Source organism: Salmonella sp. NW645, from assembly GCF_051703725.1.
GTDB lineage: Bacteria > Pseudomonadota > Gammaproteobacteria > Enterobacterales > Enterobacteriaceae > Salmonella > Salmonella enterica.
The window spans coordinates 404119-419774 of the sequence record NZ_JAMMKR010000003.1; the positions used below are offsets into that span (position 1 = coordinate 404119).

The 15656-nt window shown below is 47.0% G+C and carries 11 protein-coding genes and 5 pseudogenes; 2 read left to right on the forward strand and 14 right to left on the reverse strand.

Annotated features, from left to right (window positions below; all coding sequences use genetic code 11):
• Nucleotides 1-189: a hypothetical protein gene (locus tag NA389_RS09110; RefSeq protein WP_031603649.1), complete on the reverse strand. Its 189-nt coding sequence runs from the start codon at nt 187-189 to the stop codon at nt 1-3.
• A gap of 56 nt (nt 190-245) precedes the next feature.
• On the opposite strand from NA389_RS09110, the pseudogene NA389_RS09115 reads away from it, so the two are divergent.
• Nucleotides 246-358 (forward strand): annotated as a pseudogene (locus tag NA389_RS09115) (hypothetical protein); the annotation flags it as partial.
• A gap of 601 nt (nt 359-959) precedes the next feature.
• Here NA389_RS09115 and tioA read toward each other — a convergent pair.
• The 6 genes from tioA to tcfA all read right to left on the reverse strand — a co-directional run bounded on the left by tioA (nt 960) and on the right by tcfA (nt 7518).
• Complete coding sequence (tioA, locus tag NA389_RS09120; protein ID WP_000241748.1) at nt 960-1577, reverse strand: protein TioA; 618 nt, start codon at nt 1575-1577, stop codon at nt 960-962.
• 139 nt (nt 1578-1716) lie between these two features.
• The gene (gene tinR / locus NA389_RS09125) at nt 1717-2172 is read right to left on the reverse strand and encodes an Lrp/AsnC family transcriptional regulator TinR (protein ID WP_000141547.1); all 456 of its coding nucleotides are present in this window, start codon (nt 2170-2172) and stop codon (nt 1717-1719) included.
• A 132-nt stretch (nt 2173-2304) separates the two neighbouring features.
• Nucleotides 2305-3363, reverse strand: a complete 1059-nt coding sequence (locus tag NA389_RS09130; RefSeq protein WP_000791808.1) for a CfaE/CblD family pilus tip adhesin — start codon at nt 3361-3363, stop codon at nt 2305-2307.
• Between the two features lie 22 nt (nt 3364-3385).
• The gene (gene tcfC / locus NA389_RS09135; RefSeq protein WP_000092513.1) at nt 3386-6073 is read right to left on the reverse strand and encodes a fimbrial outer membrane usher protein TcfC; all 2688 of its coding nucleotides are present in this window, start codon (nt 6071-6073) and stop codon (nt 3386-3388) included.
• Nucleotides 6074-6181: 108 nt separating this feature from the next.
• Nucleotides 6182-6757: a fimbrial protein TcfB gene (gene tcfB / locus NA389_RS09140; protein ID WP_000287812.1), complete on the reverse strand. Its 576-nt coding sequence runs from the start codon at nt 6755-6757 to the stop codon at nt 6182-6184.
• A gap of 50 nt (nt 6758-6807) precedes the next feature.
• Nucleotides 6808-7518, reverse strand: coding sequence for a fimbrial chaperone TcfA (tcfA, locus tag NA389_RS09145; protein WP_001009507.1), 711 nt, complete (start codon nt 7516-7518; stop codon nt 6808-6810).
• Between the two features lie 894 nt (nt 7519-8412).
• Here tcfA and istB point away from each other — a divergent pair.
• Nucleotides 8413-9115: pseudogene (gene istB, locus NA389_RS09150) on the forward strand (IS21-like element helper ATPase IstB); the annotation flags it as partial.
• A gap of 64 nt (nt 9116-9179) precedes the next feature.
• Here the strand turns inward: istB and NA389_RS09155 are convergent.
• The 7 genes and pseudogenes from NA389_RS09155 to NA389_RS09185 all read right to left on the reverse strand — a co-directional run.
• Nucleotides 9180-9341, reverse strand: a pseudogene (locus NA389_RS09155) (transposase); the annotation flags it as partial.
• Between the two features lie 80 nt (nt 9342-9421).
• Nucleotides 9422-9541: pseudogene (locus tag NA389_RS09160) on the reverse strand (hypothetical protein); the annotation flags it as partial.
• A gap of 119 nt (nt 9542-9660) precedes the next feature.
• Nucleotides 9661-10608 carry a LysR family transcriptional regulator gene (locus tag NA389_RS09165; protein ID WP_000970302.1) on the reverse strand — a complete coding sequence of 316 codons (948 nt, stop codon included), beginning with the start codon at nt 10606-10608 and terminating at the stop codon, nt 9661-9663.
• Nucleotides 10609-11104: 496 nt separating this feature from the next.
• Nucleotides 11105-11342, reverse strand: a pseudogene (locus NA389_RS09170) (PerC family transcriptional regulator); the annotation flags it as partial.
• A gap of 82 nt (nt 11343-11424) precedes the next feature.
• Nucleotides 11425-12246, reverse strand: a complete 822-nt coding sequence (locus NA389_RS09175) for a polysaccharide deacetylase family protein (protein ID WP_000119391.1) — start codon at nt 12244-12246, stop codon at nt 11425-11427.
• 406 nt (nt 12247-12652) lie between these two features.
• A complete protein-coding gene (gene afaD, locus NA389_RS09180) occupies nt 12653-13123 on the reverse strand; it encodes an AfaD family invasin (protein WP_000266931.1) in 471 nt (156 codons plus the stop codon).
• A 21-nt stretch (nt 13124-13144) separates the two neighbouring features.
• Nucleotides 13145-15655, reverse strand: coding sequence for a fimbrial biogenesis outer membrane usher protein (locus NA389_RS09185; RefSeq protein ID WP_000669621.1), 2511 nt, complete (start codon nt 15653-15655; stop codon nt 13145-13147).
• Nucleotide 15656 lies beyond the last annotated feature (1 nt).

The following is a 15656-nucleotide window of genomic DNA, read 5'->3' on the forward strand; positions in this document are numbered from 1 at the left end:
CTATCGGTAAAATAGCTGGTCCTGTGGGTTCCCGAAGGCGCAATGGAGGATATCAGTAATGAATACTCCTGCGCCTTCAGAAAATCGTTGAACAGGTGCAACCTGGCGCCATTTTTCAGTACACTGCAACGTTTCTGGTATGGGCTTAACTTCCGGCTGCCCAAAAACAGCCCCGTCCTGTTGTATGATCTCTAAATGTGAATGGCACGATTATGCGAGATACTTACAAGTGTCTGGTATGAAGATATACTGCGAACGCCGATGTAAACGGCGCGCGTAACATTTTAGAGCGGGACACGCCGTGCTTGCCTGTGGAAGGAGCGTGCAGTCAGGCAGCCCGTTGGAGCAGGAACCCACGCCCTTCAGGACGTGGAGGATGTCAATGCACAAGAATTGGGGAATCTTTAGCAGAATTTATTATCTCTACAGTAGCATCTCTCTTGTTCCCGTCATAAATAACCCAATGCCTCCAGAGCTGAAGCCGCCTTCAGCATGAGCACTGGCTGCAAATAACACCAAATAAAATAATAATATAACAACTACCGAGACAAAAAACACCTCTCTAAAGTATTTAGAATTCATACAGTCAGCTCATTTAAATTTAACGTCACATGCAACCATGCATGCGTAAAACAAGAACCACACTCATATTAATAATGATTAGTAATGTGAGTGTGCGTATAACGAGATACAGATGTATATTCCTTAATGTAACGGAACATCATCAATGCAAATAGCAACCATCGATATATTAAACTAAAATAATACATCTAGTGCATATATAAACCATTCGTATGGTGGCTGTAATAAAATTGTTGATAAACGGTCATCCCCTAAACTTCCAGCCTCCCCACCGCACGAACAATGATGTTCTTTATATTTAATCGTAATAAAAAACAAAACAATAATTAAACAAAAAATAAATAAGATATTTTTGATTCAAATTTTCACTCCTTCTGTTATATATACCAAGTTTCATTTTTTTTATGATCCCGAAAGAAAAAACCGTCATATGACGATGGCCATTGCATTCCATACATGTAATCAACTTCGTTCTGGTACACGGCTCTCTGTTCTACATCATTTATATCCCCGACAAGAATCTTTTGGAACTTATGATAATGATAAACACTACTAATAAAATTAGGATCACGAGGCACTACGCAAGCCTGAAAAAAGAACCCAAGGTTTTTAATTTCACTGGAATAAGAATGTTTACCACAAAAATCAAACCAAACTTCCATACCATAATCTCTGCGACTCCTGATGTACTCGCTCAGAAATTTGTGGTTGTTATTAAAGTCAACAGAAACAGCAAATAACCCGACGCTATTTAATTTACTGATCCTTTCCATATGTATGAGCACAAATTCCCAGGGGATCCTGAGTATATATTTATTTAACCCATATTTATGGTTGAATAAATTAAATGACTTTTGTAACTCTTCAAAAAACATCAATGACTCAATTATGTGGTTTTCGCCTTCTTTCCAGAAGGGTTCAACGAAATAAATATCAGTAACATCATCTGTTTTAATGCGGTTTTTTGTTACATGCACGGGGTGATATTTAACCATGTGATATTCCGCTGTGTTATTCTGTGCCGCTTAATTTCACCACTGCTGATTAAAATCCTTGTTCAACAGCCGCAATCTGCCGTTGTTGTTCCGTAAGAAGGATAATAATGTATTAAATCAGTAAGTACACATCACACTTTCACACTGGCAGTTCGTTTGTTTCCTTTATTTGCTCAAGAACAAAGCTCGATGCAGATCCACTAATTGAAGAATTAGTTAATATTATTTTCTCATAAAAACTATAGTAATCGTTCATATCTGTAAATACTGTATGCATTAAATAATTAAATGATCCAGAAATTCGATAAAAGGCAATAACCTCAGGCATTGACTTTATTTTCTCAGAAATACTAGCGTATTGCTCCTCAGATATGTTAATCATAATAAAGACATTAAGTGAAAGACCTAGTTTTTCTTTATCCAATAAAGCGAACTGACCAATGATAACCCCCCTGTCTTTAAGTTTTTTTAAACGTTTGAAACATGGTGTGGGCGTAAGTCCCACTTTATATGCAAGTTGCCATAAAGTTTGCGCACAATCTTTTTGGATTTCTTTCAATAATTCTTTATCTTTATCATCTAAATACTCAGTCATAGGAAAGCAGAACCTCACGCATTGATTTTCATAAGTGAATAGATTCTCTTTATTAAATAAAACAAGTATATAAAGAGAACTCTGATTTAAAAAACCATATAAGAAAGATATCAATAAAATAAATAATTACTGTCAGGGGGTTTGTGTTCCCATCAGCATTGTCACTGTCAGCGTTCCCTGATATTCACCAGAACGCTTCTCCCTGATGTTAAAGGGTTGTGTTGTCAGGGTAAGGGGCACTGACACACAACGTACCGCCTGCCGTTGCCCGGGAAGTACCACCGGACGCGTTGCTGCTTTATCCACGTTCTCCAAACTGAACTCCACGCCACGGGTGACAGGAATACTTCGTCCCCCATAATTCATACTGACCGCATAATCAATCGTATCAGCAGAATCACTCTTTATAACCTGAAATCCCGTACCTGACTTATTGCTTCCTTCTATCTTCATCTGTAATGAACGGGCTTTCACACCTCCGTCATACAGACACATATCCAGATTAGCCCTGCCCGACATTTGTGAGGCATTCAGCCGGTGCAGATTCAGGTCCACCCGAGGTGTTGCAGTACCAAACTGCGGAAAATAAATAGCCGCATTTTCTGCAAAGTGGTCTGTCACATTCAGCGTGATATCTGCAGTCCCGACACCAACTTTTCCGTCTAGCCATCTATGTACATCCAAGACCAACGTTGCTTTCCATATACCGGCTTTCGGTATTTTCGCTAGCTCTTCGGCGGAAATACCGGCCGTTACGTAGTTATGTGGATATACACAAGTACAGGCTCCATTAATAGTAAAATATCCACATGCTCCTCCAGCACGAGCGTCCAGTATGAGCGTAGTTTCAGCATGACTGATTTGTTCTCTGAAACGCAGACGAATCTTTGTTACCCCCCGTTTATCCCATATCAGATTTGTATCGTCACACGCCCCCTCGTTTTCATTACTATTGGATCTACATACCCATCCTAGATAATTCGTATCTATATGCTGCTCAAACATGCGTTCAAAGCCTAGTACATTACTCCTGTCGTAATTCAGGTCGACGGTGCTGGTCCGGTCGTAGGTAGTCTCCGCATCGGCGACTTGTGGCAGTGTAGCGCCAGCCATCAGCAAGATTGCGCAGGCCGAACAAATTTTCGGATGTAAATAATGGTTTATCTTTGTCCACTTCATTTTATTCTTCATAGTAATCGCCTTTATCTCTACGTCAGGCTTCCTGAACGGAATGGCGCAGCAAACCTGCCACGTTCAGCAAACGGATGACCCGCGGCGATATTTGCAACGCCTGTGGCAGGGCCTCCACGTCACTTAATTCACACCGCACATCACCCACTACCTGCATAACATCCCGACGTTTATGTACTGACATCGGACAACGCAGGATCCTGTTTTTAGACAGCAGCCACAGGCTGGATTCTTTATGCTCGCTCTGCAGGCTAAATCGCCCGGAAGGTCCCAACGACAAAAATGGATAGTTCAGTGGCTGTGCGTCCAGCAGCGGTCTGCCATCCTTGTCCAGTACGCGGCCAACGTACAGTCGGCTCATACTGGCGCTGATGTTGTGAACCAGCAGATGCCCGGGTGTCAGGAAGTAACGCCTGCTTCCCCCTCCCGCTTTTACGCCTGCCATACCCTGTGAACTAACCCCTGCATCCTCAATGGTCACCTCCGTGGCGTTATAGCCTTCCATCAGCAACAGCGACTGCTGACCAAAACCGAGACTGAACGGCTGGCTGCTGCCACGAACGCTGACTACTTTCCCGCTACTGCCCTCGTCCCCCTCTGACTCCACGTTCACCGCCATGCCAGAGGCCGGTTCACCGTCCTGACCACCTCCCCAGAACAGTCCATTACGGGATAACGCCAGAGACGAGCTGTAGCCAGCGGTGAGTGAACTGGCGCTGCCCGCATTACGTTGATGGGAGTTACTGATAGTGGCGCTCAGTTCACCCATACGGCCGCTCATGCGTCCGCCGAGACTCCCGCTCCAGCTGTCGTCGTTATAACCGGAGAAACCCACCGACAGTTCACGATACAGATCCTGCTGCCAGGATCTCACATGGTTCACATTCCAGGACGTCTGTGTTTTTTGATTCCGGCTACTGTGAATATCGGTCCCGGCTGAGGTATACCCATTACTGCCAGTCATTGTCGGTGGTTGAGAGGCATATGACACACTGACACTCATAAACAAGCCATCATCATTCACTCCGTCATTTCGGGTTCGCCATACTCCCCCATGGGTATTAATATTCATGCCAGCCATATTAAGGCTGTACGTTGCACTAGCCTGAGCAGATTCGCGGTGAGAGGCAGGGATGTATGCCTGTCGCCAGAACACATTTTCTTTGTCACTGTTATCATCATATCCCCGGTAAACCGGCCGACCTTCTGTCCTGCTGGTACTGTATCCCAGTAGGGCATACCAGTTCCCCACCGGAACCGACAGGGAGGCGTTCATCGAAGTCTGGCAGGTCATACTGGCATGCACTGACTGTGGATGACGACCACTACAGGCATCACTTTCCGTATGGTTACGCCACAGACTCGCGGAAAATCCGTCGTTGTATGTCACCTGCTCAGTGTTACCGCTCGTGCTGTCTGTCCCATGCAGTATCCCGGCAGAAAGGTCCAGCGTGCCATCCAGCACTGCATGCTGTGAATTCAGTCGGGTTTCACTGTACCAGGCCTCATGTGCCAGAGAGATACCTTCGGTCAGACTGATATTTTTCCGCAGCCCAGTTCGGAATCCGGCAGCCATGACAGTCTCACCGTCATAATGGCTGGCTTTATCCCCGGTATCTTCCTGCCCGCCCTGAATAAACCACTGGGTCTGTGCACTGAAGCTATTACCCCCCTTACTGAAGGGCTGGCTCTCCGTTCGTCGCAGAATTCCATCCTCATATATCCGCAACGCCAGAGGATAGCTTCCCGGTGGAAGAGAGTGAGTATCCAGGGTATGCATTCCCGGGGTCAGGAACTGACTCCCCAGCAACTCGCTGCCACGATAAATATCAATACGGGCATTTCGGGTAACCTGAACCATAACCGGAGTGGCATTCTGGTCCACCTCATGGTTCACATAAGCTTGGGTGGTCCCGGTTCGTAATCCATCAAACCGGCTCAGGGGAAGCAGACTGAACCCAAAATCCCCCCCCGTGGCGCTGGACAGATTCCGCTGATCCATCCGACCAGCCTGGAGATAATACTGATTGCCGAGATCCTGACGGACAAACAGATTGTCAAACCAGGTCTGACTGTTATTGTAATGTTCTGACTGATTCCAGATAGCCGCCCAGTTGCCTCCCAGATAACGACCGTCACCAAGCCCCAGGGCACCGCTACCATTCAGTGTCATATTACGACTGTGGAGATCATCACTCAGATACAGCGTCTGGCGGTGAATAAATGCGCTGACACCCTCCGGGGTCGGAGTCAGCCAGCGTTTATCACGTCGTTCTTCATCCGGCAACCAGTCCCGGTTAAGAAACAAAGATAACTGACCGTTGTTCTCATCAAAAATAACCGCAACATCCTCTTTATCTGTTGCCACGTAACCACACTCGCTGCTGTCTTTTGCTTCTGAGACACCACAGACCAGATTGCTGTTACGTAGCAACGGACGGCTGAGTGCAGCCAGCGCTTTTTGCCGTTCTGCGGCCGGCAACGCGGCAAGCCCACTGCTTTCAAGTACCATCAATGGGGACATGAACTGCACGGTGTCCGGTTTAACCACCACCGGAAATAATCCCAGTGAATGCCCTGGTAGCAACACTTCAATTTGCTCAGTCTGTCCTTCCAGCAGAGATTCAAATCCAGGAGGGGGAATAAGAGTTGCCTGGCTGGTAAAACTGCACAATCCCAGTAAATAATACATCCAGAAATAACGACTCACGTAAAGAGACCTGAATTGCAATGAATAATAAAATCAATACCGGATCCGGTTCAGGTACGAACGGTGACACCCCAAAACCGGATCAGATGAAGAGCTAATAACCGGTTATTAGCCGGCAGTGACAGCCTGTGAAATCACCAGACTGACCAATCCGCTGTATTCACCGGCAGGCAGGTTTTGTAAGGCTGCTCCAGCCTTCTGACCAATATCCAGGTTCAGCGGAGCTGAAGCATCGCCAGTTTTTCCGTCCGGGAACAGGGTTTTAGCTTCCAGTACAGAATTGGTGGTGGTCAGTGACCGTCCTCCCAGAGTCACTTCCATATCAATGGTTTTGGTGGGATCCAGGACGTTGATAAGTTGTGGAGCATTCAACAGTTTTACATTAACCGACTTGGTCTGATCGTTGCTGTAAAGGCGGGTCTGGAGTGATTTATGGACCAGGCCCTTACCCGGCATGAAATCCAGCTTCATAGTCGACGGGAGGGATGAACCATCGGCCTGCAGCAGTTCAAGTGTACTGTCAATATTGGCAGTGACGGTAATATCCTTCTGAACCGCAGAAACAGAAAAAGAATAAACGGTGGCCAATGCCACAGCTGCGGCAATAAAAGATGTTTTCATGTTCATAAAAAATAACCTTGCTTTGTTGTTTATTACAGTGATATATGTACACTCGGTATACATCCGCTCCCCCTGAGAATAAATGTAGGGTATAGCGTACGCTCCGTGTGTTTTTACTTTCCGGCTGCTGTTAAATCAGCAGAGATTACCGGTGAATTTGCACCCGTACGATATTCCACACGAAATGCATTACTTTTTATTCCGGCCGGAATATCAGCACTCCCGCCGGGATAAATACTTTTGTCTATATTCTGCCAGTGGCATGTGGTGTCGCAGTTGCCGGCCCGAATAAGAGAAAGCCGGGTATTTCCCGTATTCAGCAGGTGGTGACCGTTCGTTACCAGCGCAGGCCTGGGGTCTGACGGAGAAACACGCAGCAACACCCCCCAGACAAGATTCACACTTACGGATGAATTTTGCTTTCCACCTGCCTGTGGATCATCTTCCAGTTCAGGAACAGCCTCGAAGTATACCCGCCAGGCTTCCTCTCTTTCCGGTGCCTGAGTACTGATAACACGTATTGTTTTTTTTGTTCCCGGGGAAAGGGCAAATTTCTCCGGGGAGACAACAAGTCCTGTCTCTATATCATTCCCTGCTGGTACCTCCTTCTCCTGTGGCATACCAGGATGTTCAATACGCATGATTCTTGTTCGAATATATTGCACATGATCTGATTTAGAATAGACGAACAGCGAGGTGGCCTCTTCGCGGCTACTATTAATTTCTGCCGCCATAGGATAAACGAGCATATTCGCCCTGGCATGACCACATGCAAACATAGCGACACAGAGAAACACCCCGGGAAGAGTATCTTTAAAATTCATACCAGATTTTACCGTATAAAAGTCATCTAAATTTTAGTATTAGCATAGACAGAAAGTTATCAGCATAAAGAAGCAAATTACGATTCAGTGTTAATACATTTTGTGTGGAGGGCATCATACGGAATAAAATTTTTCGCTCAATACCTCTGTTTTTTTCAGGAAAGGAAAAATTAGTAAATAAAAGTCCACGGATTTCATTCACCAAAAGCGAACGACAGATCTGTAAGAATCGCTGAACAATTAATAACGCCGCAGTAAAAATTTTGGAAATTCTTCATAAGAAAGTTGTTACTGTGTACCTGACTTACTCAGATAAATGGAACTGTATTTCCCCCTCCTTCAAAGCAACAAATACGTAACATAACAACGTAGGAGACAGAGAATCTAAAGAAAGCCCTCCAGGAGGGAGATACAATTCAGACTACAAAACCAAATAAACCTTAAACAAAGCCACAAATAGACTGATCATTATGAGGTTTTACAAAACCAGGTAAAAAAAAGTAAGCAAGGTAATTAATTTAGAAAACTAAAGTTACAGTTAGATCAGATTTACTTGCTCAATATCTGTCAAAAATATGATATCAGCAAACAAAAACTTATATACATCATATGGTTATGCTTGATGTTTACACCTCTCCAGCCAAGTGTAATCAATATAATACACTATTTTTAGCTGAAATATTGGTTAAATATTCCATAAATAACAATAGAAAACAGAATAATTCACCATGAAAATATAATTCACCTTTTAAAACATAATGTTATAAAAAAACACCATTCAAATTGATGCCAGTCCCTTACCTGTCAATGTTGTTTACGGTTCCTTTCCCCCTTTTGTGCGAGTAAGCAACATGAATATACAAGTCTTAACGACCAATGCCTCTGTCAGCCCAAAATAAGTCGACATTCCTGTGCATGGCGCTGCAGCAGGAATAGAACGGCAGACATCAGCGCGGAATGGAATCCCGGCTGAAACAGGCTCGTCTGCCATGAGTCAAAACGCTGGAGCAGTTCGACTTCAGCTTCCAGCCAGGCATCGATCATAAGGTCGTCCGGGAGTTGGCCGGTCTGGCGTTCGTGGAGCGCTGCGTGAATGTGATCCTGCTGGCCCCCCCCCCCGGAGTGGAGAAAACCCACCTGGCCGCTGCCCCCGGTGTGAAAGCGGCAGATGTGGGCCATCGGGTGTTGTTCATGCCGCAGGACAGGTTGGTAGACGCTGATGAAAGCGAAGCTGGAAAACCGCCTGGAGCGCCAGCTACAACAACTGAGCTATGCGCGGGGGCTGATCCTGGACGAAATAGGTTACCTGCCAATGACCAGTGAGGAAGCCAGTCTGTTCTTCCGACTGCTGAACCGACGGTATGAAAAAGCGAGCATTATCCTGACGTCAAACAAAGGCTTCGCAGACTGGGGAGAGATGTTCGGTGATAACGTGCTGGCAACAGCGATCCTGGATCGGCTACTGCATCACTCAACCACACTGAATATCAAAGGAGAAAGTTACCAACTGAAGGAAAAACGCAAAGTCGGGGCGCTGACCAAAAGCGCAACGCCAATCAGTGAAGATGAAATGGCGGAAAGCGGACAGCAGAAGTGATCAAACAGCGGATATTAAAAATAGCGAAAAACGACCATAAATCCTGGCGTTGACATCCTCAAGATTTAATATCAGAAGCTTCCATGCCGCCGTATCCAGACTTCCAGTTGTCCCTGGTGGCTTCAGAAATACCGGCCTCCCGGTAGACATCTTTAACAGTCCGTCCGGATTCGACTGATCTAATCACAGCGATGATCTGGTGCGCAGTAATACGGGCTTTACGCACAGCGATCTCCTGCGTTGGCAGATTGATTATGCCGGATGATCTCTAAATGTGAATGGCTCGATTATGCGGGATACTTACAGTGCAACCTGGCGCCATTTTTCAGTACACTGCAACGTTTCTGGTATGGGCTTAACTTCCGGCTGCCCAAAAACAGCCCCGTCCTGTTTCCGGGTATTATCATTTCCGTCAGTCGGCATCATGTTTTGTATTGGGCATCGTCAAAAGACGACTGGCCGGCCAGTCGCATATCTCGATGCCTCAATTCAGTCATCATCATGTGGGTTTAAGTCAGGAACGTGTCAAAACCATTCCAAACGGGTTAATCATCATTCAGAAAATCAATTTGTGGGCGATTATTCCATTTATCTTCAATAAAAGACAGAAAGCGTTGAAATAAAGGAGAATAATACTGACGATGACGCCATACAAGATAAATGGGGAGATCTGGAACCCTCCATTCAGGAAGTATAATTTCAAGTTCATTATTTTTTAAGTATTTGGTGGCAAGCCAGGCCGGAGTCATGAGGTTGATACCCTTTCCTTCTAAAACCAAATTAAGAACACTCAAAAGATTATTGGAAGATAAATGAACATTAACAGCGCCACTAATAGTGTATGATTCATCTTGACGGAAAAGAGTAAGAGGTCCGGAAAGACCATGGTTGTGAAGACCCACAATAATGTGATTTTCCAAATCGCCAGGGTGTGAGATCCTGCCATATTTTCTGATATATTTCGGACTCGCACAAAGAACCAACTTTAAAGGGCTTATCTTTCGATACACGAGATCCTCACTTTCGATTATGCCACTTTTAAAAACCAGCTCATCAAACTCCAGGGATTTACTAAAAAAATCGCTACGCTCTCGTGAATCCAGGTAGATTTTTGTATCCGGATAGCTAGCTGTAAATTCCCATATCCACTTATTGGCAAGAAACTCACAGACAATAGCCGGAGCCGAAAATTTTATACTCCCTCTGATAATTTTATCCGGATTTCGCAATTCATCCAGCAAGGACTGAAAGGAAGATGTTATCCTTTTCATGCTTGCATAGGCTGTCTGACCAGCTCCAGTCAATTCTAAGTGATGTGAATCGCGCCGAAGTAAAGTAACCTCAATAGAATTCTCAAGGCGACTAAGCGATTTACTGACAGCAGAAATGCTAATATCTAATTCCCGTGCAGCCCGGGAAAGATTCCCTACTTCCGCCACTTTAATAAATATCATCCAGTCTCGCATACCACGATTATTGATCAGTTCCATCATTATCTTCCGTTGATAAAAGAAATTCTTATATTAAAGGAGCTATCAACGACTTACTGATGCGTCATTGTGTGCCTCAATGTCCTTGATATCATCATAATAAAAAATCTATTGGCTGCAAAATAGCATCTGAATCGATCATGATTTTGCATCCATCTCCGGTTACTAATTGAACCTGTTTACCACTCAGTGTAAATACCCTATCTCAGAAGTGATCGTCAAGGTTGTCGCCGAACCAGATACCAATAATAAAGTGGTTCATTGTCATGCGCCCGTTCTGCAAAGGCATTGTCCTTTTCTGTGACGCAGTCTGGAACGCATTAATTGTATCGTTCACCTAACAAAGTATCCCGTGGAAACAAGCAAAACATCGCCAGATTATTCTTACTTGAGTCCCCCCCACCCGGCTCGACATTATTTGTGAAAGTGGAGGAAAAAGAACAGACGGTTTAAATAAGACGCTTACTCAAAACATAAACCTATGTGCAGGCTCCTCTCATTTCGTCACGTCGCTGATATCCAGCTTTACTGGCGCCAGGGGAAGATATCTGCGCAAGGCAATAATTCCGGCGCAACAACAACCACTCCCGCTGGGCCTCTGTACATTCAAAATCTCCCATGACCAAAAGCCAGCGGGTAGAAGCCCTGCGCCAGTGACCTGCGGCCTCCAGATTCTGCGCAACCGGGTCTATCACGGCCTCCGGTGTTATCTTATTTCTGCTCAAAATCAGCACCATCATTTGGGATATAGCCTACAACCCCTGCCCGCCGATGATGGGGGAGGATTCGGTATGCAGCACTTTCATCCTGGTCTCCGGCTCAGTCAGCTATCCGACGTGCCCCCTTATGCCGGGCCAGCAGCGAAGAAAATCCGGGCGTGGTGTGATAAAACAGACGACGTTTCAGCCAGCCCACATTCTTTCGCTCCTTTGTGTTGATACGACCAATACGCTGTGAACCGATGACTGGATTGTTCATACGCCTTTCTGTGGTATACAGGTATGTGAACCCCAACTCTTCAGCCACATGAATATAATCAGAACAATACCAGCCCTCAGGCCAGCACAGATGCTGACTGCAGTAACCCAGCATCTCCCTCATCCGCTTACGACTAAGAAGAATATCGACACGAAGCAAATCCGACGGATTACGGGACACAGGTTTCTGGTCCCAGCGTCGGTGGGTGTGCGTGTGCGAGTGAAACTCAACAAGGCCACTGAGGTGCATCTCCCGAACCTCTGACCAACGCAGCATGACCTCATCAGCCCGGCCTTGTTTAACCAGCATCTGACACTCATCATGAGAGTACACCGGTTCGCCTGCAGGAATACGGACCGGTCCGTCACTGATCAAACTGGTCACAAGAAAGAGATGCGCATGCAGATTAAACTCCTGCAGCACCGGAAAAACCTGCAACCAGTTATCCAGCCAGCCGCCATCAAAGGTCAGCATGACGCTTTTACGAGGCAATCTTGCACCATGATAAAAAGCTTCCACCTCTGCAGCGGTAACGGTTTTCCAGCCAGATTCAGCCAGCCATTTCATCTGCGCCCGGAACGTACGGGGAGATAAGGTTATCTGTCCGGGTTTATCACTGACATGGTGATACATTAATACCGGTAAATGTCGTGCATAAGACATATGCTTTATTCCTTTATGTAAAAAATAAATTATTTTTACGCCTGAGGGGACAAGAAAAAGCCCCCTAAACATAAAATCTTAAATATCACATATGAATACCTGACAGATAAACAAACCTTATACCAAGGGCTTATAAAGCCCCGCTCACAAAAGAGTGAATCAAACAAATCCACAAAACAGAAAATAATAAAGGCATCAGTGTCTGTTAAATTATTTTACGAAACATAACATTCCTCTCCCTACAAAAAAGATGAATTTCAGATTTTAAAATAAATCAGCAATTGATTTTTCTGCAATGAAGATTGCTAACCATATTTGCCTTGAGTAAATTTTCAATACATCCTCGAACCTGATATACAGTATTCGCCTTATTCACTGATACAGGTAGTATGAGTGGAACAGATGTCTACGCCTCCTCGTGTGTCAATGCACAGGCCTTAAAATCCAGCGTCCAGGTATCCGCAGGCACTTCCTGATTGCCATCAACGACCACACTGAAACTGGCGTTATCTGCAGCGGTTCTTAAAATGGCGCCACGACCACTCACCGTATCTGGTTGCCACCCCTCACCCTCCAGGCGAACCTGAATGTGATGGCGAGGATCCTGTTGCCCGCTCAGCAGCAATACGGTAGGCGTGTTACCCGCCTTTTGCTCATCGCTCCATACCCGAAACCCGCTGTGACTGCCGTGATAAGTCACCCTGCCTTGCGCAAGCACCATCCCATCTGGCACATGCCCAGCCCGAAAGTAAGTCCCTACACGTAGCGTTGTCTGAAGTTTTTCTGCGGCGTTCGCTATCGGCATCAAGCTACTGGCAGCGACCAGTAAGGTTACGCTATAGATAACCGTTTTCATTCGCTGTATTTTCATCCACATTGTTCTCTCCTTCAGAATCGGCTATCTGCAGAGACCGCTCATTTGATACAAGCCCGCGATTCCCTTGTGGGCAGGTAGGCGGTAGTTAACCCGACATTGCTGTGCTCCCCATTTCACCGTCAGTTCGCCCTTATCCGCCAGACCAGTGAGATAAACCTGGCTATCAGTATCCACCAGAGCAGCACTGCCATCCTGCCCATTGACTGTAACCTGCGCCCCGAAAGGAATGGCGCTACCATCTTCCCGTTTCAGCGTCATCAGTGCCCTGGCCCCGATGCGAGTGTGAAACTTCGCTTCCACCACCGCCCCTTCGGTTGGCACCACGCGCACATCGGTTTGTGTGACCTCTGCGTCATCCGGTAGTCGCGACGGATCGAGGCTGACTGTATTCTCCTGATAGACGCTCAGGTTGCCCACTGTAGTGTCGCCACGAAAATCCGTCTTAACGCCAGGCCAGCCGCCAACTGGCACCCCCGAGGCCCCTGGCGCTTCAACCAGCGCCACTGAGCCTTGCAAAGGTTGCCCCAGCGTCACACCATGATGGTGGATAACTATACCTCCCGCGATATTGACTCCCATCTGGCGCATCGCCCGGCTGTAGCTATAGTCACCACCTAACAGGCCGTAATCCCCATTCCATGCCAAGTGCAATGCGCTGTTATTACCACCACCTGGCGGGGCATCGGCACGGTAACTCTGACGCACCTCCCAATCCAGTTGCTGACTGAATGCCTCTCCGTTGACCCCCACTTGTTGCGTCTGACCACCGTGTGATGGTGAAGTCATCTGCCAACTAGCACTTACATTATTCCCCGTCCAGCGGCTTAATGGCATACTGAACCACAGGCTGGTTATGTTCTCTTTACGGTGCGCGCCATTGCGCCACAGCGTCCTGTTTTGATTCCAGTTCAATGACAGCGAGCCCCCTCCGATAGAGGTTCCCCAACTCAGTCCGTAGCTGTCATCATGACCGGGGCGATTACGCCAGTCGGTACGGGAACCGGTTAAACTCAGATTGCCCAAATGCCTCCCCCATGACTGACTCAACATCAGGGTAGTACGCGAGCTCGGCTGCAAATTTTCCCGCCACGACCATAGACGGTTACCATCATGTCGATAACTGTCGAGCACATCGGATAGGGTGTTATAGCCCTGCGAGGCATACTGCCATCTCGTCAGAAAAAAATTTGTCCCCGTCGCAGTCAGCTGGTTGCTGTAACGCAGTCGCCAGGAGGCTCCTTGCTGTACCGCCTCCCCCTGACGCTGACTGTGTGTGTCGCTTCCATCGACAGATAAACTCCCCCACCGCCCGAGAGATCCCCCCAAACCAAGCGATGCAGCTTGATAGTGCGTTGCACTCTGTATACCGCCGTATGCAGTGAGATTCCACGGCAGACCATACATCAACGTAGCCTGCGCGATCTGCGCCTTATCCGTTGCAGAGTCTGACGATCGGTATCGGCCCGCCAACAGGCTGTACTTCAAATATCCCTGGTGCAGTGCTATCGCCGGGGTCTGATACGGCACCACAAACATTTGTGTACTGCCATCGGCCTCCCACACGGTGACATGCAGATCACCACTACTGTCTGCTACCGACAGATCCCGCAGTGCAAACGGTCCGGGCGCCACAGTGGTGTTGTAAATGGTGTAACCATTCTGTTTGACCTCCACCCGAGCCTGCGTGCGGGCAATCCCACGCACTACCGGAGCAAACTGCCGCTCACTGTAGGGCACCATGTTGTCATCCGATGCCAACATCACACCGGTAAATGGCACACTATCAAATATCTCCCCCTGCGAAGACTTTTGCCCCAGAGTCAGACGACTTTTTAGTGAGTACAGTCCACGCTCAGCATAGGTATATGCTGCCTGCCACTTCCCCGACAGTTGACTACTCCGCTGCCAGCTGGTCGCATTGCGGACACGCCACGCACCTATATTGATTCCCGGTTGCAGTTGTACCCAGGAAGAGTTGTCACGCCTCTCCATATCCATTTTGTAATCCGTCTGCGTTGTCCTCGCACTGTAGTTCATCAGAAACGCCGGAATACCATCATCCCAGAGATCTTCAGGAGCGATCCCCTTAAATTCCGGACGCAACGCCAACTGCGGAATACTCAGTTGCAGTTGCTGATTATTGATATCCAGTACCGCTTTAGCCTGTGGAATGGCGGTCAGATCCGCACACTCATCTGGGGTCTTTGCTGCTTTCCACAACTGAGGGTAATCTTCCGTTTTTACGCCGTAGCGTGAAAGCTGACTGACCGTCAAACAAGGAGCCAGAAAAGGCGTTCCTTGCCCATCCTTTTCCAATTTGAACACCACATCACGGGTGTCGACACGTTTACCATTCACCATCACGTCCACTCGATAAGTCCCTGGCTGTTGTACCCCCTGGTTAAAGAGCGACATATCAACCCCTTTCGCTGCATCGCCCAACATTGATGCATCGAATGTGTAAGCGTGCGCATTTGCGCAATGAACCACTCCCGCGATGAACAGTAGCAAGGCAGGTTGTTTGAACTTCATT

Excerpts from the sequence above, each read along its gene's own strand:
- tioA (WP_000241748.1), bottom strand. The coding sequence starts at position 1,577 with ATGGTTAAATATCACCCCGTGCATGTAACAAAAAACCGCATTAAAACA.
- tinR (WP_000141547.1), bottom strand. The coding sequence starts at position 2,172 with ATGACTGAGTATTTAGATGATAAAGATAAAGAATTATTGAAAGAAATC.
- NA389_RS09130 (WP_000791808.1), bottom strand. The coding sequence starts at position 3,363 with ATGAAGAATAAAATGAAGTGGACAAAGATAAACCATTATTTACATCCG.
- tcfB (WP_000287812.1), bottom strand. The coding sequence starts at position 6,757 with ATGTATACCGAGTGTACATATATCACTGTAATAAACAACAAAGCAAGG.
- tcfA (WP_001009507.1), bottom strand. The coding sequence starts at position 7,518 with ATGAATTTTAAAGATACTCTTCCCGGGGTGTTTCTCTGTGTCGCTATG.
- NA389_RS09165 (WP_000970302.1), bottom strand. The coding sequence starts at position 10,608 with ATGATGGAACTGATCAATAATCGTGGTATGCGAGACTGGATGATATTT.
- NA389_RS09175 (WP_000119391.1), bottom strand. The coding sequence starts at position 12,246 with ATGTCTTATGCACGACATTTACCGGTATTAATGTATCACCATGTCAGT.
- afaD (WP_000266931.1), bottom strand. The coding sequence starts at position 13,123 with ATGTGGATGAAAATACAGCGAATGAAAACGGTTATCTATAGCGTAACC.
- NA389_RS09185 (WP_000669621.1), bottom strand. The coding sequence starts at position 15,655 with ATGAAGTTCAAACAACCTGCCTTGCTACTGTTCATCGCGGGAGTGGTT.